Here is a 23,238-nt window from a genome sequence, read left to right on the forward strand (position 1 = left end):
TATTAATACATGCAAAAGAGGTGCGAATTGCACCTCTTTTACTTTAATAAGCCTTCAAAACATGAAGTAAATAATCCTTACGGTTCAGCGGATTATAATCAACACGTTTTCGAGTAGGGAAGGGAGCCATAAGCTTTGTGAAACCAGCTGGCTTCGTTGTAAATATGCCGTCTCCTTCTGTAAATGAATGTAGCATTCGTTTAAAATTCTCTGTTTTTGCAACAGGTAATGATCCTGTTAACTGGTAAGAGTTATTATTCAATATAGGCTCTCTAAAAGTTGCTGGAACGGCAGCGAGCTTATACATCGCGGTACTAATTGCGTGCTCCGGTACAGTTAATTCAAACTCGTTTATTGGTTCATATACATGTGTTTCAGCTTGCTTTAAAGCATCCATTAATACGATCGGTGTTAAATTTCTAAAGTCACTCGCTGTTGTAACAGGACTAGCATAACCAGTATGTGTTAACGTGACGATAATATCTGTAACTTCCCATCCATATAATCCTTGTTTTAACGTTTGAAATACCGTATCTTCAATCGCTTTATGGAATGCTAAAGGTAGTGAGCCGAGCTCAACACCTAATTTATATGTTATGCCGCAATTAAGTTCACCACGTTCAACTTTGAATCCGACTGTTGCGTAAAATGGATTGGCTTTTTCACCCATGACTTCAACGGAATTCCCAATGCCAATTGGCTTTTCAATACATACAACTCGCGTATTTGAAAAAGTAACCTGCAAATTATATTTTTCAAAAAGAGTCGTTTCAATTACTTCTTTCTGTACTTCACCGAAAAGGCGAATATATAGTTCATTATGAACATCATCTTTCCACACTTTAATAAGTGGATCTTCTTCACATAGCTCCATAAGTGCAGCGTATAAATCATGAATTCTTTCTTTTGATACTGCATCAATGGAAGCTTCCATTTGTGGTTCGGCAAAGTGAATATCTTTTATATAATCCGTACGTTCACCAATAATATCACCAATTTTAATATCATTCAGTCCCCACACTTTGCAAAATTCTCCGCTAGGAACGATAGAAGCTTGAACAACATTCCCGTTATGAAATAGACATATTTTCTTACGTGTAAACGACCAGAAAAAACTCTTACATAAGCAATCTTTTCTCCAGAAGGTTCACGTTCAATTTTAAACACAACACCGGATAATGTTTCGTTTTCTGCCGACTTATTAGCTGGAAATAAGGTTGAAATATTTTCGAGCAGTTCAGTTACACCTATACCTGTCATGGCTGAACCGAAAAAGATTGGGTACACACTTGCTTGCTGTATTTGTTTTTCGAGTTCTTCTCTTAATAATACGTCCGGTACGATTTCATCATTTACATATGACGCAAGTAACGATTCATTATATGGCGCTAACAGTTCCGTACAATCGTCATATGATTTGTATGCAATAATCTGGGCTCCTTTCGTTCCTACGTTTAGAACAGAATAGAAGGGGAATGCTTCATTTGAAAGAACCTCTTTTATTTGTTTCATAACTTTTTCAGTGTTTGCGCCACTACGATCAATTTTATTAACGAATAAAATAGTCGGTATGTTTAGTTTCTGTAATGTTCGCATTAAAATTTTTGTTTGTGCTTGCACACCTTCAACGGCAGAGATAACTAAAATCGCACCGTCTAGAACGCGGAATGATCGCTCCACTTCAGCGATAAAATCAGCGTGTCCAGGTGTATCAATGACATTTACTTTTACATCATCAATAAAGAAAGAAACGACAGATGCTTTAATCGTAATTCCGCGTTGTCTTTCTAATTCCATTGAGTCAGTTTGTGTATTACCACTATCTACTCGGCCAATTTCTTTAATCACATTCGTTTCATAAAGAATACGCTCAGTCAAACTCGTCTTGCCAGCGTCTACGTGCGCAACAATCCCTATATTTATTGTTGTCATTTGTGAATATCCTCATTTCATTTTCCATTTTCAATTCCTCATTTCTATTTGTGTATTGCCGCATTATCAATCACTCTCCAGTTCTTTAAATTAGTATTATTATAGTGCAATTAACATTATTTGTAACGCTACAAAGTGCCTTAATTTGGAAAAAATAAAATAAAAACAAAATGCTTGCATTCTAAATCGATATAGATTATATTAATTGACATATCAACTATTGATACATCAAATGTTTTTATTTTGATTGTAAAGGAGGGTTAATTTGACAAGTTCATGCTCAAAAGAAGCGATTATTTTATATAAATTACACTTTCTAAATAAAGAAGTAAGTTCGAAATTTGAAGGGTGTACGGGTATGAGCCAGTCTCGATTAGAGCTTATACTTCAATTATTTGAAGTAGGTGAAATTAGTCAAAAAGCACTTCAGCAAGAAGTGAATATTGATAATGCTGCGATAACAAGGCATTTAAAGCAGCTTGAGGCCAATGAAATGATTGTAAGACGTAAAAATCCAGAAGATAACAGAATTACGTTAGTTTCTCTTACTGAAGAGGGACGAAATAAAATTCAAGCGTTTCAAGAGGAAAAAGAACGTTTTGCAGCATCTGCATTTAAAGGATTAAGTGAGGAAGAACGCGATAATCTTTTAAATATGTTAAATCACATTCAAGAAAATATAAAAGAATTATAAAAAAGGGAGAATACAACTATGACTAACTCAGTAAAAACAAATGATTTTAACGAAATTTTAACAGGACGTCGTTCAATTCGTAAGTACGACCCTTCAGTGAAAATTAGCAAAGAAGAAATGACAGAAATTCTTACAGAAGCAACACTTGCACCATCTTCAGTAAACATGCAACCATGGAGATTCGTAGTGATTGAAAGTGACGAAGCGAAAGCAACACTTGCGCCACTTGCGAAATTCAATCAATCTCAAGTAGAAACATCTTCAGTAATGATTGCTTTATTTGGTGATTTAAACAACTTTGATAACGCAGAAGAAATTTACGGTACAGCAGTAGAGCGTGGACTTATGCCAGCAGAAGTAAAAGAAGATCAAATGAAAAAACTTTCAGCTTACTTCTCTATGGTTACACCAGAAGTAATGAAAGATACAGTATTAATTGACGGTGGTCTTGTAGCGATGCAATTTATGCTAGCAGCTCGTGCGCACGGTTATGATACTTGTCCAATTGGTGGATTTGAAAAAGACCAAATTGCAGAAGCATTTGGACTAGATAAAGAACGCTACGTACCAGTTATGTTAATTTCAATCGGGAAAGCTGCAGACAGTGGTTACCAATCAGTACGTCTTCCAATTGAAAAAGTTGCAGAGTGGAAATAATTTTATAAAAGAACTTCAATAAGTGAAAGATGAGAGGGGAAACACCATGATTATTATTCACGCAATATTTCAAGTAGATCCAGCGAAACAACAAGTATTTTTAGAAGAAATTCAGCCACTCATTCACGGTTCAAGAGAAGAAAGTGGAAATGTATCTTATGACTTATATAAAGATACAGAAAAAGAAAGTGTTTATACGATGGTAGAAGTATGGAAAGATGAAGCAGCAGTTGCGAGTCATAATACGAGTGAACACTTCACATCTTTCGTTAGTAAAGCAGCACAGTTTTTAACTGCTCCGCTTAATATAAAAGCTTATAATGGAGAGTTAGTAAAATAATAAGGTAGAAAAAGATGACTTTAGCATATGGCTGAAGTCATCTTTTTTGTATAAGTAGAATCCATCTTGGACTCAGTTATGTTGATAGATAAGCGTTGCTCGTATCCTCAGTAACTGTGGTGAATTGTATGTTAAATTCGAACATTCGGTTTATTGGGATATTTTTCCGTGTTATAATTTTCTTGTAAATAAAAGGTAGAGGGGAGTAAGTAATGGGAGAATTTCAAAGTAATTTGCATACGGCAACACAACTTGCAACGAAAATGAGAACTGCTTCAGATAGAATGCAAAGTGCTACTAGTCGCTCTATAAATAAGGCAACGCGTACTACACTATCTGTGAACTTCCAAGCACAAGAAGCAAATCAACAAAATTTACAGATCACGAAACAATTTTGTACTGCTTTTCAACAAACAATTGATAATATCCATTCCGTAGCAAATGAATTTGAGAAAATGGATACAGGACTTCAAAAGACTTTTCAATAATGTAACAACCTACGTAAAGGGGAAAAGGTAGGGAGAAAAGATGAGTCAAGGAATTGAAACGAGAATCAATCAATGTAATCAAAAATTACGAATTATATTTGAAGAACAAAATGAAAACCGAATCGCGCTGCAAAATCAAGAACGAGCTGAGGCTAGTTTTCATGAATGGAAAAATAGAAGTAATCGTTTATTTAACCGAATACTAGAAACTTGGTATGGTGACAAAGAAGCATTTCACTTTTTTACGAATATGCGGCAAGAGATCGGGCAGTATGAAAGAAAACTTACATTCGAATTAGAAAACGAAAAAGAGACGTTGCTTAAAGAAAAACGGCATCTCAGTGAGAAAGAAAACAACCTTTCCTATGAACAGCAGCAACTACAAAGGGAGGCCAATACATGAGTTTAAACATGTATTTGGGAGAAGTACAAAGTCAAACTCAAAGTATGAACGCTATATGTAATGCTACGATTCAAAGTATGGAACAAGCCATTCAATCTATTGATGCCTTTGCGATAGACACAGTATTACAAGGACAAACATACAGTAGTGCAAAAGCCTACCTTGTCCAAACATTTCGGCCATTAGCGCAAGGAATCATATGCTTATGTGAAGAATTAATTCGCCAAAATGAAGCATTTCCAAATGAGTTCCAAGCGAAAGTTGCTTCGACAGATGTGATTGAACAAGAAATAAGAGAACAAATAAGGGGAATTAATCAATCGATTACAAGTATAGAAGCAATAGAAGTACTTACACCAATGCCCGGAGTAGGTGCAATTGTAATGGTATTAGGTGCAATGAGAAAAAAACTGGAAGAAAAACTAGAGCATTTATATGAATTCAATCATTCATCCAGCAACAACTACAGCGCCGCTCTCCAATTAGCAGCTAGCATCACAGCCGGACTCGCTGAAGTGCAAAGTGGGAAAGGATTTAGTCCTGTGAGTGGTACGTTTAGTACACAAGGGTTGAATATGGATTGGGTGAGTTCGATTCAGGGGATTATAGAAGAAACAGCTCGAAAAAATGATCAGTCAATTAAAGATATAGAAACAAATAACATAATTGAGAAGAAATCTCCGGTTAGAAATGCTTGGGACGATGCGGCAGACGGTATAGTTAGCACGTTTGAAACAGCGAAAAAGATGTGGGAAGCTATTCAAAGAGGATCGGGGAAAGCTGTTGGTGATGAAATCGAGTCCGCAATAGCTTTAAGTAATATGGACATAGGAACTTTTATTAATGTAACCTATGCACTTTTCCATTTGGATGAAACTGCAAAAAATATGTGGCATGCATTTTCAAATAAAATAAAACGAGATATGATAGAGGGAGATGCAGAGAGTCGTACAGAATTGACTACCTATGGATTAACACAAATAGCTACCACAATATTAGGCGATAGGGCACTAAATAAAGTAGGCCATATCACAAAAGGAGCAAAGGCATCAAGTGGAGTAAGTACATTTGCTAATGCAGTAAAACTAGCAAAAGAATTGAAGCCTACGCTTGAAATGTTACAATCATTTAAGAAAGAGGCTTCCTATGCATTCTCTAATGTTGGTGGAACTATTATAACCAAAATACCACAAGGTGAATTGATAGAAGCTTATTATAAGTTTGCGAAGTCTAAAGATGGTGGTAAGGGTACGGGTAAAACTGTAAGCAATTATCTTGATGATATAGTCGAGGCTGGTGGTACCAGAAGAGAAATAAATTCTAAACTTCGAAATCCATTAGATAATCCTAAGATAGCAAAGGAGATTGAGGGAAATACTGAAGCTGTATATGGATATTCACCTAAGAAGGAATCTGCCTTAAATAAGTTTGGGGTAGACTGGACAAATGGTGATGAAGTTGCTTATGCAAGAAGCGAAAGAATAAAGTATCATGAAAAAATACAACAAAAAAGAATACAACTAGAACAAGATATTAAAAATCTTCAAAATGATGGGCTATCTATGGAGGAAATTGCTAGATTGAAAGTCGAAGAGCGAAATCAAGGAAGAATGGAAACGTATATAAAATCTAATAATTTAGATGGATTGAATGCAATGAAAGAAAGAAATATTCTTGAATATGGCAGGGCAGAAGGACCTACACCTGAACAACTTTATAAAAAGTATGGTTCATGGGAAGATGTGATATATGGCAGTTTAAAAACAAATCCAGCAATGGATGTCTTGACAGGATTATTTCATAGTATGGGAGGAAAATAATTATGAAAGAAGAAAAAATACAAGGTAATATAAAGTGGATTGCATACAATAATTTAAGATTTAGAATAGAGAAGGTTAATGATGATTCATCCGTAATTTGGGTTTCTGATAATTTTGTAAATTTATGTTTTACCTTAGTAATGAATGACTTTTTAAGTAAATGTGAGGATGAGTTGAATATAAATATCGAAATTGATTTGACTTGGAATAATCATAGAGGTTTGATTATAAAAAATCATGATATAAATCTAATTTTAGGAGAAATAATTAATTTTATTAGCGAATGGGAGTTAGAAGGAAATTCAAATGCTGATAATTTTTCTACGGAAGAGTGGTATTCAGCATAAGCTTGCAGGGTATGCTAGCTTTCCATCATTTTTAGGAATTTAAAAATATGGAGGGAAAATTTAAATTTAATGTATGTTTAGGGGACATTGAATGTGAATTGAAACTAAAGAGTTAGATAAATATTTTAAGCAACTAGTGAGGAATGAATTCTGTATAGTAAAGAATTCATTCCTTTTAAGTTTGTTTTAATTTACTTGTAATTATAGTAGTTAATATTTGAAGAGGCAATCACCCTAAGTCGTAAAGACACGAAAGCCTATACTCAAAGTAAGATTTCAAAGCTTTAGGAAGAAATTGATTGAGTTAAAGGGGCTAAGGATGATACTTAGGATACGGCTAACGGTAAACCTAGCAGTAGCAAAAACACAAATGTAGAAAATTTTGATGCAAAAACAGCTACAAATAAACAAAAAGGTAATTATGGTGAAATAAAATCTAGTGACAATTTATTGAATAATCAAAGTTTAAAAGAAGCTGGATTTGAGTTAAAGCCAGTCGGAAAAAGTGCACCATCTGGCATAAATGATAAAATAGTAAAAGGAATTGATGGATTATACGAAAATGCAAATGCAGAATCAAAGATCAAATACGTTATAGATGAAGCTAAGTTTGGTAGTTCACAATTGGGGAAAACTAAAGATGGACGACAAATGTCAAATGATTGGTTGAATGGTGCGAAGACGCGAAAAAGTAGGATATTGAAGGCTGTTGATGGAGATATGAAATTATCAATAAAAATTACGAATGCATTGAAAAAAGGTGAAGTGGAAAGAGTACTATCAAAAGTTGATAGTACTGGGAACGTTAAAACTTATAGAATAGATGCAAAGGGTAACATCGTTGGAGAATGGCCATAATTTAGAAGCTAGGAGGAATTGAATGGTATGAGAGATTATTTATGTATAGAAGAAAAGTGTAGAGAAGGAATTGAATATCATAAAGAGTTTATAGAGGAAAATAGAGAAGATATTAAAAGTTTAGAAGAAGATACTAAAAATGGAATTCAAAGATATTCTAAAGATAATAAGAGTATTATAGAAGGGACATATCTAGCCAATTTTAGATATGAGATGGAGGATATTAGGGCAAAGTATTCTTTAGGGGAAGATGTTAGTGTAATAGAAGAAGATTTTCATAATGCAATTTATGATTTAGAGAATACAGGAAGTAGGGAAATTGGATATTTAAGTCTGATTTGGATGATTTCCTTAGGAATTTTGTTAGAAACGGATAAAAAGAATATAGAAAGATTAAAAAAGATAGTTGATAAAAAAAATATGAATGACGCAGTAATCGATTTCCTCTTATGCGCTAGTGATATCGGATACACAAAAATGACGAACAGATATTATAAAGAAAATCCATATGCAAAAACGAGAGAGATTATAGAACTTGCACAAACAGATAAAAAAGAAGCATCTAAAAGATTACAAACGTACATGGAGAAAGAATGGTTTAAAGGCCATTATGATTATGAATGGAAAAATGCGCATAAAGAACCTGGATATGTAGGGTATTGGAGCTTTGAGACAGCTGCAATAGTAAAGATACTCGAACTTGATGATACAAGTTTAAAAGATAATAATCATTATCCATATGATTTGGCACATTATAAAAATGAAATGAAATTTAAGCATATAGACCTAAGTGAATATCACTATGAAGATGAGACAGAAGAAATCGAGGATATAGTAGAAGGAATTGAACATAATCCTGCATTGGAAAACATTATTCCGCCAAAATGGCATTCATTGGTCAATGAATTGATCCATGACTATGATAATATGGACGATAGTAGTTTTTATGAAAAATACAAAAAAACGATAGGAATAGGTCAAGTGTGGTTCTTACCACAAGAGTATGAAGAAGAAAATGAGCAAAAAAATCTATTAGGAAGTTTAATTGTGTTTGCTCTGACGGTAAGAGATTATATATTACAATTGGACTATAAAGAAGATTTAGAGGACTACATCGATAATCTTAAAAATTTCTGGAATGTTTCAGAAACAAAGTTAGTTCAATTTATGTTAGAGAATGATCAAAATTATTATGCATGGGTACCAAAAGAAGCAAACATCCCAAATATGTATGAAGTGAAGATTGAGAGTGTCGATGTAGAGGAAGTTCTATAATAAGCAAATTAAAACATTGTGTATCATGAGTAATGTTGAAAAACTAATTTATACGGAATTTAATGAATTAAGAGGTTAAAAATAGTGGTAGTTTGGAGAATCCAACTGCCACTATTTTTGTGTTTACGAATGGTTCTGTAAATTAAGTAGAGTATTTCAGAGTGTATATATTATGTAGGAGAAGTAAATAAGTTAAAGGCGCTAAATAAAATCGGTCATATCGCAAAGACATCAAGTGGAGTAAGTACATTTGCTAATGCAGAAAAACTAGCAAAAGAATTGAAGCCTACCCTTGAAATGTTACAATCATTTAAGAGAAATGCTTCCTATGCATTCTCTAGTGTTAGTGGAACTATTGTAACCAAAATACATCAAGGCGAATTAATAGAAGCTTATTATAAGTTTGCGAAGTCTAAAGATGGTGGTAAGGGTACGGGTAAAACTAGTGAAATAGCTAAGGAATCTGGAAAAGTAGCCCAAACATTAGAAGCAGCTAGAGCACAACAACGTACGGTAATAGAATCAGTAGAAAGTGGCGAAGTAGCTTTAAAAACAACGAAGCGTAAAGGAAATTATGGTGAAATGAAGATGGATGACTTTTTTGAAAGTCAAACATATACTAGAATTAGTGATGATTGTGTATTAACATTAGATCAAAAAATTGTTAAGGGAATAGATGCTGTATATGAAAATTCATCTCCGCCACCTAAGTATGTGATAGCGGAGGCTAAGTATAACACATCCAAATTAGGAAAAACAAATGATGGTAAGCAAATGAGTGAAGATTGGATTCTTGGAAGTGAAAGGTTAGATAGTACTTTGTCAAAAGAAAAAGCAGATGAAATTGTGGAAGAGATGTTGCTGAATCCAGAAAATGTTCAAAGAATTGTTATTCAAGTTATGCCTGACGGAACGATTGTGAAGAAAATTCTTGAAGTATAAAAGGTGGAAAAGAAATTATGCTAAGGGATAAAATCAAAAATGATATATATTTTAACAAATTTATCAATTATGAGGAAAAGAGAATAGAAAAGTTTTTATTATTGGTTGAAAAGGTTATTGAGGGAAGAGGCAAAGATGATAAAGGTGTAAAGAATGGATATATAGCGTTACAAGGGTATTATTTTAATAAATTAAGGGCAATGTACTCTGCGGGTTGTTCTATCCAAACTATTCGTGATTTTTTACCTGAAGTAATAAATATAATGGAAAAAGTGTGGAATAAAGAAAGTGGATATATACGTATGTTATGGATGATATCTATAGCAGTAATGCTAAATGTTGAAGATAAAGAATTTAATAGACTAATAGCAATGGTAAGGAAAGAAGGATTAAATGATTATCTGATTAATTATTTTATTGCTTTTAGAAATAGTGAGCCATCAGATTTTTATGAGCAAAGTGAGTTTTATGTAAAATATCCATATTTCAAATTAAAAGAAGTAATTGAGAGTAATAAAATTTCACAAGAGAATTCTATAAAAAATTTAGAGAAATATATAAAGGAGTATTGGTATAAGGGACATTTAGAAGAAGCATGGTACGATGCACATGAAAATAAACATGACATTTATAGTGGTTACTGGAGTTTTGAAAGTGGAGCAATCGCTAAAATTTTAAAATTAGATGATTCAACCTTGAAAGATAGTTCATATTACCCTTATGATATGGTGCATTGCCAAGAAAAATAAATGTTGGAATCCACAGTGATAAATTTTAACACTGTGGATTTTTTAGTTTGTATTAAAGTAGGTATAAGGGTAATGTTGGTAATGGATCCAGTGAGCTAGATGTAAGAGCTAATTAGGAAATATGTACGAGATGTTGAAATGCAGACGAATTATGAATTATCACTGGATTTTTTTATCTAAATATCCATAATATCTAATTGGATGTTAGTAAATTCATAAACATATTGTTATCACCTTCTATTTATATCTGTATATAGAAATTAATTGAATGATGTAATTAAATCTTCAATAGGCCATATCACAAAAGGAGCAAAAGCATCAAGTGGATTAAGTACATTTGCTAATGCAGTAAAACTAGCAAAAGAATTGAAGCCTACGCTTGAAATGTTACAATCATTTAAGAGAGAGGCTTCCTATGCACTCTCTAGTGTTGGTGGAACTATTGTAACCAAAATACCTCAAGGCGAATTAATAGAAGCTTATTATAAGTTTGCGAAGTCTAAAGAAGGTGGATTCAGTAATGGAACTAGTCGGGCTAACAAGGTTAATATACCCGAAAGTAGCATTAAACATTCAAATGTAGGTGACTTTACAACACATCCTAAAACAGGAGATATTTCAAAAATGAAGGGTGGAGGACATGGACAAAGTAATATTGAATTTTTAGAAAAAAATAATGTAGATTATAATATAAATAAAGTATACGAAAATGGTGTTAGGGTAGGTAATGTGCCTGGACACAAGGTGAAAGCAAAAAGAACAGGTTCCAATCAATCATGGTTTCCAGAAAGCTGGACAGAGTCTGATATTACAGCAGCAGGTGCTAAGATTGCTGAATTGCCCGGATTTGCGAATACAGAAAATGGTGTGGCTATTTTTGCAGAGTATAATGGGGTTAGGGTTGGAGTTATAAAAACAAATGGAGAGATAGGGACTATTTTTCCAGATGCGACTAAACAACCGTAGATAGAGTTTGGAGGATTAATATGGATATAGCAAATAAAATGGAAGTTATATTAAATGAAAGAAAAAAATTAAATTTGAATGATGACTATGGGATACAAAAAAGTTGGAATGAAATAATAGAAGTTCTCTCAGAAAATGAGGAAAATACTATAAGATATTTAGAGAACTGTAGTAAAGAAGAGTTATATTGGATAAGTGAAGTTTTGGAAGATATAGTAGAAATTATACAAAGTAAAGAACTAATTAATTGCTTAAGAAAATTAGATGGGAAATTTCCAGAATTAGAAATGACAAATGATATTGATATTGCAGAAAGTTATATAGAAAATCCTTAAATTAAAGGAATAGTTGGTGTGCTTAAGCATAGAACCATGGGATATAATGATACTTTCTTGAAATTCATAGATCATGATGGTTGTACCATCGTGGAGTACTGTGTGCAATGAGAGAATAGAAAAAGAATTACGAGCTTAGGCGAGATGACATTTTACTGTACGACGAATATTAAAGACTTGGAATGGGCAAAAATTTATGCTACTTAAAAACATATGAACTTAAAGCATTTGGTTGTCTATTTGAGACAATAAGTGCTTTTTAATTGAAAGGTAAGCTATAAATTTATAGAAATTATTTTTATGAATTAAAGCTAACAGAATATGCACATAGGCTTCAATTGCAGGTATATAGTTTGTTTTTCAATGTCAAAAAACATTAAAAAAAACAGGGCAATATTATTAAATAGTCGGGTCCATTGTAGAAATGTTTGAAGGTATCTCGCTCATAGGCGGATCTAATTTCTTAACTATCGTGGCAGAAGTAGGAACTGGCGGGTTAGCGTCACCAATTGTTATTCCATTAGATATAGCAGCAACAGCTGCTGGGGCTAGTCTTTTTGCACATGGTGGATTTGTATGGGATAAATCGATTCAAAATACTAAGGGTACTATTCAAAAAAATTCAGTCTTCTGGTGGGGGTAAGGGTGCGAGTAATCGAATACCTTCTTATGGAAAAGATTCTGTACCTAAAGGTCCATACCGTGAAGTAAATGGTTATCCAATAAAAGTGAAAGCAGGAGCTCAAGAAAAGCATATTCCTGATACACCGAACTATAAACAAGAATTAGCAAATGGAAAAAATAAGAGCATTTTCTATGGCGATAATAAAATAGCGCAAGAATTGCTTGATAAGTTCGCCGGGAAAGGTGAACTATTAAAAAACGGTAGAGAAAGAGTAGACTTTGGTGAGCCAATAGGAAAATATTATGACCGCAATACTGGTGAATACCATGAGACTACTAAAGGGTTGATCCATTATGGAAAAGATGGCGCTCATATAGTACCATCAAGGCCATAAAAATCATAAGAAAAGAGGATGTAAATGGGGTACGATTCTTTAATTGGAACATTAATAAATTATGAACATAGTGACATGATACTAGAATGGAAAAGTGGATTGAGGATTATTGGAGAACTAGATACAGTTTTTGAAACAGACAATGGACTAGATGAGGATGATATAAATTATACAGAATATGATGCAGCTGTATTTAGAGTAAATAATATTTTATCTCGACCTAATACAAACGAAGGTACTGTATATAATTGGTTAAAACAAGAAAAAAGTTCATTGGTTGAAATTTCTCTCTATGATGATCCGCCAAGTGCAGTGTTTTTAACTGACGGAAAAAGAGTATGGGAAAGTGGAATATGTAAATAATAGGTGGTATATAAACTGAGACCTTGATTGGCATATATGCTTTTCAAGGTTTTTCTATGTTTTTAACACCTGTAAAGGGTGTTCATCAGTGGCACGAAATTGGTTGCAAGAATAAGAGGCAGATGAGAGTATGAGTGTACTTAGGATATCTAATAGAAATCAATGTCGATTCTTTAAAGAAACAATGAGACGAACTCAAGAGATTATAGAAGTACAAGCTGGCAAACCAAGATGAAACAATTTACTTTGCAAGAACAACAATTGAACTTACAAGAGCAGGAAGACAATATTGCTGCAGCTAGAGAGGTTGGGATAGCGAAAAATGTGTTGCGACAAGAAGGGCTTTATTTACAAAGATCTAGTGGTTGTGATAAAGGTGATTCGGGTTGGTATATAGGTCCTATTAATGAAGAAGTATCAGGAGAATTAGAGACCATATACGCCTACGAATTATTAAAAATGAAACCTGCAATTATTCAAGTACTAGCTTTACCGTATAATTATTTAGTAGTTTTTGAGAAAGACGAAATTAAATCGATTTTAAATGAAAGTGATATTGATATTTGGAGTGAAATAGAAAGATAGTGAATGTATATAAGGTGTTAAATACCCAATATGAAAATTACGTGAGTTAAGCACCTTATTGTCAATATACGACAATAGGTGCTTTTTTGCGTGCAATGAAGAAAAAATAAAAGATTCATTTTCACTCTATTTCATCTTCGAATTACATGTTATAATTTGGAAAAAATATTCTTAATTTTTAGATAATTTAAAGGTGGTAGATACTATATGAGTACATTAAAGAAGATTACTAATAATATTTCGAAAGTTATTATAGGAAAAGATGAATCGATTGAACTGGCAGCTATAGCTCTTATAGCAAGGGGGCATATTTTATTAGAAGATGTACCTGGGACAGGAAAAACAACGTTAGCGAAAAGCTTGGCTAAAAGTGTGGACGCTAAATTTCAAAGAATACAATTTACAGCGGATACTTTGCCTGGAGATGTTATTGGTCTTGAATATTTTGATGTGAAGGAATCGGATTTTAAAACGAGGTTAGGTCCTATTTTTGCAAATATCGTATTAGTGGATGAAATTAATCGAGCTGTACCGAGAACACAATCTTCGTTACTTGAGGTTATGGAAGAGCGTACTGTTACAATTGCGAAACAGACACATTCATTACCAGAACCTTTTTTAGTTATAGCAACGCAAAATCCACTCGAATCAGCCGGCACATTTCCGTTACCAGATGCTCAGTTAGACCGGTTTTTACTCACAATACGCCAAGGTTATCCTACGAGAGAAGCTGAAAAGGAAATGATGAATCGGTTTCAAATGAATGATCCATTAGAAACGTTACATTCTATTATTTCAAGTGAAGAAATTATTACGATGCAAAAGCGTGCAAGAGAAGTGTTAGTAGGGAATGATGTGCAAGATTATCTCCTTGAAATTATTGAAGCAACTCGTAACCATGAGTTAATTGAAATTGGTGTAAGCCCTCGGGGAACGTTGGCATTTATGAGAGCAATTCAAGCACGGGCAATATTAAATGAAAGAGATTACTGTACGCCAGATGATATTAAGACGCTCGCTGCATCCGTTTGTGCTCATCGTTTAACGTTAACGATTGAGGGAGAGATGAAAACGACGAAAGAACAAATTATGAAAGAAATTCTTCATACGATTAGTGTGCCAGTGGAGAATGTACGATGAATCAACAGCTTGTGTATACACCTTTAGCGGAGCCTTTCGTAATGGGGGTTATGTCAGTTGTAGCCGTTATTTTAAGTGTATTTTCAAGTAATCTACTGTTTTTATCTCTCGTATTTTTATATGTAATTTTAATAGGTGCTATGCATGTATATATACGTAAAGTATCTCGTGTTGAATGGGAATACAGTCAAGGGAATTCGAACGTTTTTATAGGTGAAACGAATATGTGCAAAATGAAAATTTCAAACAAGTCGATATTTCCTATTCTTAATATCGTATTTCGATTTAAATGTGAAAATAAGCTAACTTGGAATCATGATGAAATAAACAAAAATCATAGTACAGGTTCAAATTATTATATGAATTTTAATTTAAAAGGAAGGGAGTCAGTTTCATTTGATTTGCAAGCTGTAGCGTTAAAAAGAGGCATCGCGAAATGGGAAGAAGTTGAAATTGTTATTACTGATCTCTTTGGATTTATAACGAACCATATAACATATAAACAAGTTGATACGCCCTCTTATTTAGTCTTACCAGCTGTTCCGAAAATACAAGTTCCTGAATTACAAGAATGGTCACGAGGATTTCGAAAAGCGATGTCTTCACCCTTATATGATGAAACGAAAGTAATGGGAGTAAAGTCTTATGAAAATGAAGATTTTCGTTCCATCCACTGGAGTGCAACGGCGAAAACAGGGACGATAACTGCGAAAAAGTACGAGCGAACACAATCAGATAAATATGCGATTTATCTCAATTTGCAAAATAAAAGTGGCGTTTCATTGCGAAATGATATAGAAGAATTAATTGAATTAACAGCAGGCATATGTAAACAACTTCTTATGCAAAACTGTTCGTTTGAAGTATGGATTAATAGTGTGAAAGATAATGGTTTGCTACATATAAAAAATGGAGATAACCGGAAACATTTGCAAAATGTATTAAAGGTACTTGCCTCAATATCGGATCAAGATACACCTATAACTTCTTCTTATTTTTACACAGCTGGATTTCGGCGAAAGGAATTAGATGCGGTTCCTTTAATTCTTGGTACTTCCCCAAGGAAATACAGTAGAACGAATAAATGGGTCGTAATTAAAGAATAAGAAGGGGTTTATGTCATGGCTAATAAAGAGAGACATGTGAAAGTAAAGTTGTGGAGTGTTAGAGTATTAATACTACTTTTCTTTACGGTTAGTGCGATAACGTTATCACAAGGTGTTGTGCATGTACAAGACATAGTAAATGGGCTTTTTTCTAGTAAGACGGAGACAATATCGGAAAGAAATTATGATTTTACTAGTGTAGACGCACAGTTTGATGAACCTGAAAGAATTATAGATGAAGAAATAGGAGTTGTAGATACAAGAACAAAAATATATAGGGAAATTCCACTTTTTGTACGAAAAAATTCATGGACTGATGTGTTTTCTGTTCTTTCAAATGCATGGATTAGTGTCGTTTTTTATGTAATTATTGCATTAGTTATTCTATATGCTTTTTATAAATTAATGAGGAAAAAGGTAACAAAATCAGAAATAGAACAGGATAAACAATCGATAACAAAGGAAAATACGGATAGAACCGAAAAGAACAAGAAAGTGAAGCATCAGTTTGAACAGCCGTTACCTAAAGATACGATAAGGAAAACGTTAGTTGAATGGGAAAGAACATTACCATTTCACGAACAAAGAAGGTCTTATGAAACGATGCAACAATGGTTAACGAGAATTTGTAGAACGAGAGATATTATTTCGATATATGAGTCTGTTCGTTATGGTGCAAAGACGTATACGGATTTAGATGTAGAGAAGACTGTACGATGGATAGAGCGAGACGGTAAAGGGTGACATTAATATAAGTAAATAAAATTACCATATAATTAATTTTATTTAATTATATGGTAATGTATACTTACTTTTTTATATCAATACTAATGGAAATGGGTTGTCTTAATAGAGTATTGCTCGTTACATTTTTTGTGGAGTTATCTTCACTACATCAATATAGAATGAAAAAGAGATAAAACAATTACTAGTAGCATGTAAATAAGAAATTATTATTTATTTTTAAATTTTTGTAAGGGTGTGAAAACAGAATGAAACCGGTATTGAAAAACATACTCCTTTCCTTTATTTTTTCTGCAGCAGGGATGTGTTGGTTTCTGTTTATGGTAGTTAGAGGAGGCGGAGACTGGTTATTGTCTTGGATAGGTGTATTAATGGCATTTTTATCTTTATACACGATAATAGATTTATATTGTAAGTATACATACGATAAAAAAACGAGTAAATTGTTTATCAAAGCAACAATTACTACCTTTAGTTTTGCAGTATTGGGAATCACCTTTGGTATTGTACACGAGCTATTACAGCCATGGAGTCTCAGTTTAATGGTTTGGTATTGGTTGTTAGTGTTACTTTTGTTTGTAACGACCATAATATTGTTAGTTTTTGTATTATTTGTTAATCGTAAAAATTATAATATTCCTGGAAGATATAGAATACTTATACTGTTTAATCTATTTCTTACGTTAGTACCAGTACTGTGGCCACTACTTCTTACTATTATAGGAAATGGTATGAACGCTAGTGCAGGATGGTAAAAGTTAATAGAGTGCTTAAAAGAACGTGTTTATAAATGAAAACACGTTCTTTTTTTATTTCCATACATAATTTTTTCTCATCTGGTCGCCAAATTTTGAAAGTAAGTATTTCGTAAGGAATGGATAAGAAAAAAGAGAGATTTATCATATAGGATGAAAGTATAGCTTGAATCAATCCGATATTAATGGAGGAGAGAAAGCCTTATGAAAAAATGTAATTCAATTAAGTTAGCAAGTTTTGCAGTTTTATTAGCGGGTACTGCTCTATTCACACCTGGTTTTACTGTGACTGCAGAGTCAACTCAAAATATTTCTAGTTCGTCACAAGTACATGATCAAAAGAATCGTAATGGCTGGAAACAAGTAATGCAGGAAACAGTACAGCTTGGTGCTGTAGGAATATTAGCTAAGGCGTCTAATAACGGAAAAACTAGTAGTTTTACTGCTGGCGTGGCGGACTTAAGTACAAAGAAACCGATGAATTCGGATTATCGCTTTCGGATTGGTAGTGTGACGAAGTCGTTTACTGCCACGACTATTCTTCAATTAGTAGGAGAAAATCGCTTACAACTTGATGATCCAATTGAAAAGTGGCTACCGGGTCTTGTGCAAGGAAATGGGTATGATGGTAATCAAATTACGATACGACAACTTTTGAATCATACGAGTGGTATCGCTGAATACTTAAAGTCAAAAGACGCGGACATAATGAATTCGAAAAAAACGTATACAGCAGAAGAAATAGTGAAAATAGGCCTTTCGCTGCCTCCAGATTTTTCGCCGGGTAAAGACTGGTTGTATTCAAACACAGGATACGTAATACTAGGAATGCTTATTGAAAAAATAACTGGAAATAGTTATGCGGAAGAAATCGAAAAGCGAATTATTGAACCTTTGGACCTATCAAATACGTTTTTACCGGGAAATTCACCCGTCATCCCAGGAAAGAATCATGCTCGTGGATATGTGAAAATGGAAGGAACAGGCGAGTTGAAAGATATTACTTATTATAATCCGAGTTTAGCTAATGCAGCTGGAGATATGATTTCTAATGCGGATGATTTAAATAAGTTCTTTTCATCTTTACTCGGTGGTAAGTTACTGAAGGAACGCGAGCTAAAAGAAATGCTTACTACAGTTCCTGTAGAAGGAAAAGGGGTTGGTGACGCATACGGTCTTGGAATCTATGAGACTAAACTTCCAAACGGTGTTTCAGTTTGGGGGCATGGAGGAGGAATTCCTGGATTTACAACTTTTGCTGGGGGAGTAATTGGAGGCAAACATACATTGGCTATCAGTCTCAACTCTATAGGTGGGGTCGATATTGTTCCGCAGTTTAATAAAATGATGCAAATTGAATTTAAGAAATAGATGAAAAGAAAGCGAATAGCATTCTGTTGTAAAGGACAGTATTAGCATTCCTAGTATGATATCAAGTGTAATTCAACAATAAAAAGGATGTCAGTTACACGACATCCTTTTTTATTGTTGAGCAAAGAGGTGTGTTTTTGATTCTGAAAATTGTTATTTTTACAATTATTCCATATAATGAAGGGGATAGGGGTTATACAGGGGAGTTATGAATGGATAATACTTTAGTTTGTTAATTATTTTTATTTTAATAAATAATGTAACTAGATGTGGAGTGAAATTCATTGGGAGAAAATCAGTTTAGATGGAGTAACAAGCAATTAAGAGAACATGTTGAAGTAATAGACGGCACAAGAAGTCCACACATTTTATTGAAAAATGCAACTTATTTAAATTCCTATATACGCGAGTGGATGCAAGCACATATTTGGATCTATGATGATCGCATTATTTATGTAGGAGAAAAACTACCAGTGCAACTACAAGGATGCGAAGTCATTGATTGTGAAGGAAAGTATGTCGTACCCGGTTACATAGAACCGCATGCACATCCGTATCAATTATATAATCCAGAAACGTTAGCGAATTATGCGATGCAATTTGGGACGACTACTTTTATTAATGATAATTTAACTTTATTTTTCACATTACAACGTGAAGAAGCATTTTGTTTATTAGATGAATTTGAAAAGATTCCAGCAAGTATGTATTGGTGGTGTCGTTTTGATGGACAGACTGAATTGCAAAACGGGGAATCTTTATTTAATTGTGAAGAAATAATAGAGTGGCTAAAGCATAAAGCAGTTCTTCAAGGCGGTGAGCTAACAGCGTGGCCAAAGTTATTACATGGCGATGATGAAATGCTACATTGGGTGCAGGAAACGAAACGATTACAAAAAAAAGTAGAAGGACATTTTCCAGGAGCATCTGAAACGACTTTAGCAAAGTTAAAACTGTTAGGTACAGATTGTGATCATGAGGCGATGACAGGACAGGAAGCTTTTGCTCGTCTTATGCAAGGTTACACGGTTTCCCTAAGAAATTCTTCAATCCGTCCAGATTTAGAAGTGTTACTGAAAGAATTGCTGGAACTAGGAGTAAAGCAGTTTGATAGATTTATTCTTACGACAGACGGTTCACATCCTTCGTTCTATGAAAATGGAATGACAAATGTAATGATAGCTACCGCGATAAAACAAGGAGTGCCAATAATAGATGCTTATCATATGGCAAGCTATAATATCGCTCGTTATTACAATATGGAACATCTACATGGTTCAATTGCGACAGGTAGAATTGCTAATATTAATATTTTGGAAAGTAAAGAAAACCCGGTTCCAATAAGTGTAATTGCAAAGGGGAAATGGGTGAAGCGTGACGGTGTAAATACACATGAGGCATTACATATAGACTGGAGTAAACATAAAGTAACTCCATTATCACTAGATTGGTCAATAGAAAAAGAGGATATGATTTTCTCTAATAAAACGGGGATACACTTATTAAATAACGTTATTACAAAACCATACACTAGTGAAATCAATATAGACTGTGATGAATTGTCCACAGATCATGATGAATGTTTCCTTATGATGATTGCTCGTGATGGCGGTTGGCAAGTGAATACAGCTGTGAAAGGTTTTGCAAAAGAACTAGGTGGGCTTGCTAGCTCTTATTCTGGTACAGGTGACATCATTCTTATAGGAAAAAGAAAAGAAGATATGCTTACAGCTTTTCGTAGAGTAAAAGAGCTCGGTGGTGGAATGGTCATAGCAGAAAACAATGAAGTGTTACACGAAATAGCATTACCATTGCTCGGGATTATGTCTAATTTAAAAATGAGAGAATTAATACAGGAAGAGAAACAGATGGTGAAATTACTACAAGAGCGTGGCTACGCGTATGATGATCCAGCATTTACAATTTTATTCTTTTCTGCGACGCACTTGCCTTTTGTACGAGTAACACCTATAGGATTATATGATGTGAAAAGTAGTAAGGTAGTTGCCTCGCCCGTGAATTTGATAAAGCAATAATAAAAGGAAAGATCCTATAAAAATTTTATTTTATAGGATCTTTCCTTTTATTAGCATAAGAATATTGTAAGCCTCAAATGATATAGTATCTAAATCATTTGAGGTGATATGTAAATATGAAAAAAATATTTTACATTTTAAGCGTATTTATTCTGTGTGTATCGATACAACACGTTGTACATTCCCAATCAGATGCACCAGAGTTATCTTCGGATTGTCTCGAAGAAAGAAAAGTTAGAGATGAAAAGTATGTGAAGAATATAATACAGGACATTAAATCCACATTTAATTTAAATATTGATGAACATAGTTTTTGGGAAGTAAGTAAAAGAGATCTGGAGGCTGCTCATTTGATGTATGGTGGAAAGGAAAATGATTCTTATTATACTTCGCTAACTAAAATTTATGATAGTGGTGGATTTAGCGAACAGCCCAGCCTATTTGTGAGGGCGCAAGAAGCATTTTTACTTTATAAAGAAAAAGATAATATCAATGTAATGAAACGCCTAAAACTAGACGTTGAAAAAGGGGAATGGCTCGTTATAAAAACGAAAAAGAAGAAAGGGAAAAAAGTGAAATTCAAGCCGTTGCAATGTGAAAAAGATTATATGAAAAAGAAAAATGAGTATCATAATATAAAATGAAATAACGAAAATCTTACAGGAGAATCTATCTTTAATAATTTATAAACGAGACAATAAATTTTATTAGTAATTTTTCTATAAAAAACGTTATTTTAAACATTAAAATGACGTTTTTTATATGCTTAAATCTTTTGCAACGCACTCTCAATCTTTGCAGCTAAATCAGCAGACACTTTATGAAAATACCCTAAAACGACCTTTCTGATATCATCGGATATAACTTTTAAATCACTAGCTAAGTTTTCAGCGAGATGCTCTTTTTCTATCGGCTGTAACTTCGTATAAAATTCACCAGCCTGCGTAAAGTCATCCTGTTTCGTTATAGAAGTTCTTTCAAGTTTACCTTCAACGTACCTTCCTTCACCGGTTGTAATTTGATTAGCAGGTGTCCAATCTTGCTGCTGGTTAATCGTTAATTTGCGAAATTCTGGACCAATTCTTCTTCTTTGTGAATCACTGTAAATGTTAGCGCGCCCTTGCAGCATTTTATCATCTGATAGTTCTGCACCATCCAGTAAATTAGAAGGAGAGAATGCGACCTTTTCTACTTGTTCCATAAAATTTTCAGGATTTTTATTTAATACCATTTTCCCGACTGGTATGAGAGGATACGTCTGTTCATCCCATACTTTTGTGTCATCTAAAGGATCATAAGATAGGTGCGCTTCATCTTTCGGATCCATGAGCTGGACGTATAAACCATACTCCACTGGTTTACCATTTTTAATAGCATCATATAAATCTTTCCCGCTATAATCAGGATTTTCAGCAGCTAATTTAATTGCTTCTTTACTAGTAATGTATTGTACACCTTCAAATGGGTACCAATGATACTTTACATACTTTCGATTACCTTCCGCATTTCTCCATACATATGTATTAACACTATGTCCTGGAATGTGGCGAAGACTTTTGGTCGTACCATTATTAGAGTATAAACGGACAACAAAATGAATCGATTCAGGTGCTTTAGCGACAAAACTCCAAAATCTATTCGGGTCTATTAAGTTATTTTTAGGTGAAGGCAATAATGCTTGAATCGTTTCAGGGAAACGCATTGGATCACGAACAGAAAAAACAGGAATGTGATTACATAAAAGGTCAAAAATTCCTTCTTTTGAATAAAATTTTGTAGAAAAACCGCGTACATTTCTAGCAGTATCCGGTGTTCCTTTCGTACTAACAGCTAACGAAAATCGAACCATAACAGGAACTTTCTCATTAGAATTTTGTAAAAAACTTAATTTAGTATGTTCAGACATCGAATATATCGTTTGAAAATAACCGAACGCACCAAATCCTTTTACATGAACAGGCCTTTCTAAAATTTTTTCATGAATAAATTGTTGTAATGACTCATGCAGTACACTATCTTGTTCTAGTACGGGGCCACGTAAACCAACTGTTTGAGAGTGGAATTTAGCTGGTTCAGTAAGTTCTCGATGTTTATTAAAGTCTTCATCTAATAAATCTTTTTTATATTTATCATGTTTTTCATTCATCGATATAGCCTCCAAATTTTTTCGTCGATTGTTACTAAATATGATTTTATAGTCCCAATTATGTATGACATGCAAAGTTCAAAGCAGTAACATACCGCTAGATGAAAAAAACACATATGTAGTGGACCTGTTGAAATAGAAGAAATTATGGAAAAATGAATATCGGG

The 23,238-nt window shown here is 33.7% G+C and carries 21 protein-coding genes and 4 pseudogenes; 23 read left to right on the forward strand and 2 right to left on the reverse strand.

Features of this window, described 5'->3' with window-relative positions; all coding sequences use genetic code 11:
• Positions 1-43: 43 nt before the first annotated feature.
• Positions 44-1,932, reverse strand: a pseudogene (locus F3I02_RS33770) (GTP-binding protein).
• A gap of 265 nt (positions 1,933-2,197) precedes the next feature.
• Here F3I02_RS33770 and F3I02_RS03585 point away from each other — a divergent pair.
• The 23 genes and pseudogenes from F3I02_RS03585 (at position 2,198) to F3I02_RS03700 (ending at position 21,569) form a co-directional block, all read left to right on the forward strand.
• Positions 2,198-2,626 (forward strand): MarR family winged helix-turn-helix transcriptional regulator, encoded by a 429-nt coding sequence (locus tag F3I02_RS03585; protein WP_000204164.1) that lies wholly within the window; start codon positions 2,198-2,200, stop codon positions 2,624-2,626.
• An 18-nt stretch (positions 2,627-2,644) separates the two neighbouring features.
• Positions 2,645-3,283: a nitroreductase family protein gene (locus F3I02_RS03590; protein WP_196477629.1), complete on the forward strand. Its 639-nt coding sequence runs from the start codon at positions 2,645-2,647 to the stop codon at positions 3,281-3,283.
• A gap of 46 nt (positions 3,284-3,329) precedes the next feature.
• The gene (locus tag F3I02_RS03595) at positions 3,330-3,623 is read left to right on the forward strand and encodes a putative quinol monooxygenase (RefSeq protein WP_196477630.1); all 294 of its coding nucleotides are present in this window, start codon (positions 3,330-3,332) and stop codon (positions 3,621-3,623) included.
• Positions 3,624-3,835: 212 nt separating this feature from the next.
• A complete protein-coding gene (locus F3I02_RS03600) occupies positions 3,836-4,111 on the forward strand; it encodes a TIGR04197 family type VII secretion effector (protein ID WP_151522182.1) in 276 nt (91 codons plus the stop codon).
• A gap of 40 nt (positions 4,112-4,151) precedes the next feature.
• Positions 4,152-4,514, forward strand: a complete 363-nt coding sequence (locus F3I02_RS03605) for a DUF3958 family protein (RefSeq protein ID WP_000077521.1) — start codon at positions 4,152-4,154, stop codon at positions 4,512-4,514.
• The gene (locus tag F3I02_RS03610) at positions 4,511-6,334 is read left to right on the forward strand and encodes an LXG domain-containing protein (RefSeq protein WP_196477631.1); all 1,824 of its coding nucleotides are present in this window, start codon (positions 4,511-4,513) and stop codon (positions 6,332-6,334) included. The genes F3I02_RS03605 and F3I02_RS03610 overlap by 4 nt, the downstream gene beginning before the upstream one ends.
• A 2-nt stretch (positions 6,335-6,336) precedes the next feature.
• Positions 6,337-6,681, forward strand: coding sequence for a hypothetical protein (locus F3I02_RS03615; RefSeq protein WP_000656836.1), 345 nt, complete (start codon positions 6,337-6,339; stop codon positions 6,679-6,681).
• A gap of 330 nt (positions 6,682-7,011) precedes the next feature.
• A pseudogene (locus F3I02_RS03620) lies at positions 7,012-7,539 on the forward strand (hypothetical protein); the annotation flags it as partial.
• A gap of 27 nt (positions 7,540-7,566) precedes the next feature.
• Positions 7,567-8,814, forward strand: coding sequence for a PoNi-like cognate immunity protein (locus F3I02_RS03625; protein ID WP_196477632.1), 1,248 nt, complete (start codon positions 7,567-7,569; stop codon positions 8,812-8,814).
• Between the two features lie 297 nt (positions 8,815-9,111).
• Complete coding sequence (locus F3I02_RS03630) at positions 9,112-9,756, forward strand: hypothetical protein (RefSeq protein ID WP_196477633.1); 645 nt, start codon at positions 9,112-9,114, stop codon at positions 9,754-9,756.
• A gap of 17 nt (positions 9,757-9,773) precedes the next feature.
• Complete coding sequence (locus F3I02_RS03635; protein ID WP_196477634.1) at positions 9,774-10,505, forward strand: PoNe immunity protein domain-containing protein; 732 nt, start codon at positions 9,774-9,776, stop codon at positions 10,503-10,505.
• A gap of 288 nt (positions 10,506-10,793) precedes the next feature.
• Positions 10,794-11,471, forward strand: a pseudogene (locus F3I02_RS33775) (EndoU domain-containing protein); the annotation flags it as partial.
• Between the two features lie 20 nt (positions 11,472-11,491).
• On the forward strand, positions 11,492-11,806 hold the full coding sequence (locus F3I02_RS03650) for a hypothetical protein (RefSeq protein WP_000350220.1): 315 nt from the start codon (positions 11,492-11,494) through the stop codon (positions 11,804-11,806).
• A 403-nt stretch (positions 11,807-12,209) separates the two neighbouring features.
• Positions 12,210-12,825: pseudogene (locus F3I02_RS03655) on the forward strand (polymorphic toxin type 50 domain-containing protein); the annotation flags it as partial.
• 24 nt (positions 12,826-12,849) lie between these two features.
• Positions 12,850-13,188 (forward strand): hypothetical protein, encoded by a 339-nt coding sequence (locus F3I02_RS03660; protein ID WP_074594862.1) that lies wholly within the window; start codon positions 12,850-12,852, stop codon positions 13,186-13,188.
• Positions 13,189-13,419: 231 nt separating this feature from the next.
• Positions 13,420-13,773 carry an immunity protein Imm33 domain-containing protein gene (locus F3I02_RS03665; RefSeq protein WP_196477635.1) on the forward strand — a complete coding sequence of 118 codons (354 nt, stop codon included), beginning with the start codon at positions 13,420-13,422 and terminating at the stop codon, positions 13,771-13,773.
• 207 nt (positions 13,774-13,980) lie between these two features.
• On the forward strand, positions 13,981-14,913 hold the full coding sequence (locus F3I02_RS03670) for an AAA family ATPase (protein ID WP_000105661.1): 933 nt from the start codon (positions 13,981-13,983) through the stop codon (positions 14,911-14,913).
• The gene (locus F3I02_RS03675) at positions 14,910-16,019 is read left to right on the forward strand and encodes a DUF58 domain-containing protein (RefSeq protein WP_001075945.1); all 1,110 of its coding nucleotides are present in this window, start codon (positions 14,910-14,912) and stop codon (positions 16,017-16,019) included. Before F3I02_RS03670 ends, F3I02_RS03675 begins: the two co-directional genes overlap by 4 nt.
• A 15-nt stretch (positions 16,020-16,034) precedes the next feature.
• A complete protein-coding gene (locus F3I02_RS03680) occupies positions 16,035-16,763 on the forward strand; it encodes a signal peptidase II (protein ID WP_196477636.1) in 729 nt (242 codons plus the stop codon).
• A 248-nt stretch (positions 16,764-17,011) separates the two neighbouring features.
• Complete coding sequence (locus F3I02_RS03685) at positions 17,012-17,518, forward strand: DUF3902 family protein (RefSeq protein ID WP_000805745.1); 507 nt, start codon at positions 17,012-17,014, stop codon at positions 17,516-17,518.
• A gap of 204 nt (positions 17,519-17,722) precedes the next feature.
• On the forward strand, positions 17,723-18,889 hold the full coding sequence (locus F3I02_RS03690) for a serine hydrolase domain-containing protein (RefSeq protein ID WP_000710631.1): 1,167 nt from the start codon (positions 17,723-17,725) through the stop codon (positions 18,887-18,889).
• Between the two features lie 284 nt (positions 18,890-19,173).
• Positions 19,174-20,925 carry an adenine deaminase gene (locus tag F3I02_RS03695; RefSeq protein ID WP_196477637.1) on the forward strand — a complete coding sequence of 584 codons (1,752 nt, stop codon included), beginning with the start codon at positions 19,174-19,176 and terminating at the stop codon, positions 20,923-20,925.
• Positions 20,926-21,041: 116 nt separating this feature from the next.
• Positions 21,042-21,569, forward strand: a complete 528-nt coding sequence (locus F3I02_RS03700) for a hypothetical protein (protein ID WP_000719377.1) — start codon at positions 21,042-21,044, stop codon at positions 21,567-21,569.
• 122 nt (positions 21,570-21,691) lie between these two features.
• Here F3I02_RS03700 and F3I02_RS03705 read toward each other — a convergent pair whose 3' ends face one another.
• Positions 21,692-23,071 (reverse strand): catalase, encoded by a 1,380-nt coding sequence (locus F3I02_RS03705; RefSeq protein ID WP_001003074.1) that lies wholly within the window; start codon positions 23,069-23,071, stop codon positions 21,692-21,694.
• Between the last annotated feature and the right edge of the window lie 167 nt (positions 23,072-23,238).

The sequence above is a fragment of the Bacillus sp. SRB3LM genome, from assembly GCF_015712745.1.
GTDB classification, from domain to species: Bacteria; Bacillota; Bacilli; order Bacillales; family Bacillaceae_G; genus Bacillus_A; species Bacillus_A thuringiensis_K.

Coding starts and splice junctions, on each gene's coding strand:
- F3I02_RS03590 (WP_196477629.1), top strand. CDS start 2,645: ATGACTAACTCAGTAAAAACAAATGATTTTAACGAAATTTTAACAGGA.
- F3I02_RS03595 (WP_196477630.1), top strand. CDS start 3,330: ATGATTATTATTCACGCAATATTTCAAGTAGATCCAGCGAAACAACAA.
- F3I02_RS03600 (WP_151522182.1), top strand. CDS start 3,836: ATGGGAGAATTTCAAAGTAATTTGCATACGGCAACACAACTTGCAACG.
- F3I02_RS03605 (WP_000077521.1), top strand. CDS start 4,152: ATGAGTCAAGGAATTGAAACGAGAATCAATCAATGTAATCAAAAATTA.
- F3I02_RS03610 (WP_196477631.1), top strand. CDS start 4,511: ATGAGTTTAAACATGTATTTGGGAGAAGTACAAAGTCAAACTCAAAGT.
- F3I02_RS03615 (WP_000656836.1), top strand. CDS start 6,337: ATGAAAGAAGAAAAAATACAAGGTAATATAAAGTGGATTGCATACAAT.
- F3I02_RS03625 (WP_196477632.1), top strand. CDS start 7,567: ATGAGAGATTATTTATGTATAGAAGAAAAGTGTAGAGAAGGAATTGAA.
- F3I02_RS03630 (WP_196477633.1), top strand. CDS start 9,112: ATGTTACAATCATTTAAGAGAAATGCTTCCTATGCATTCTCTAGTGTT.
- F3I02_RS03635 (WP_196477634.1), top strand. CDS start 9,774: ATGCTAAGGGATAAAATCAAAAATGATATATATTTTAACAAATTTATC.
- F3I02_RS03650 (WP_000350220.1), top strand. CDS start 11,492: ATGGATATAGCAAATAAAATGGAAGTTATATTAAATGAAAGAAAAAAA.
- F3I02_RS03660 (WP_074594862.1), top strand. CDS start 12,850: ATGGGGTACGATTCTTTAATTGGAACATTAATAAATTATGAACATAGT.
- F3I02_RS03665 (WP_196477635.1), top strand. CDS start 13,420: ATGAAACAATTTACTTTGCAAGAACAACAATTGAACTTACAAGAGCAG.
- F3I02_RS03670 (WP_000105661.1), top strand. CDS start 13,981: ATGAGTACATTAAAGAAGATTACTAATAATATTTCGAAAGTTATTATA.
- F3I02_RS03675 (WP_001075945.1), top strand. CDS start 14,910: ATGAATCAACAGCTTGTGTATACACCTTTAGCGGAGCCTTTCGTAATG.
- F3I02_RS03680 (WP_196477636.1), top strand. CDS start 16,035: ATGGCTAATAAAGAGAGACATGTGAAAGTAAAGTTGTGGAGTGTTAGA.
- F3I02_RS03685 (WP_000805745.1), top strand. CDS start 17,012: ATGAAACCGGTATTGAAAAACATACTCCTTTCCTTTATTTTTTCTGCA.
- F3I02_RS03690 (WP_000710631.1), top strand. CDS start 17,723: ATGAAAAAATGTAATTCAATTAAGTTAGCAAGTTTTGCAGTTTTATTA.
- F3I02_RS03700 (WP_000719377.1), top strand. CDS start 21,042: ATGAAAAAAATATTTTACATTTTAAGCGTATTTATTCTGTGTGTATCG.
- F3I02_RS03705 (WP_001003074.1), bottom strand. CDS start 23,071: ATGAATGAAAAACATGATAAATATAAAAAAGATTTATTAGATGAAGAC.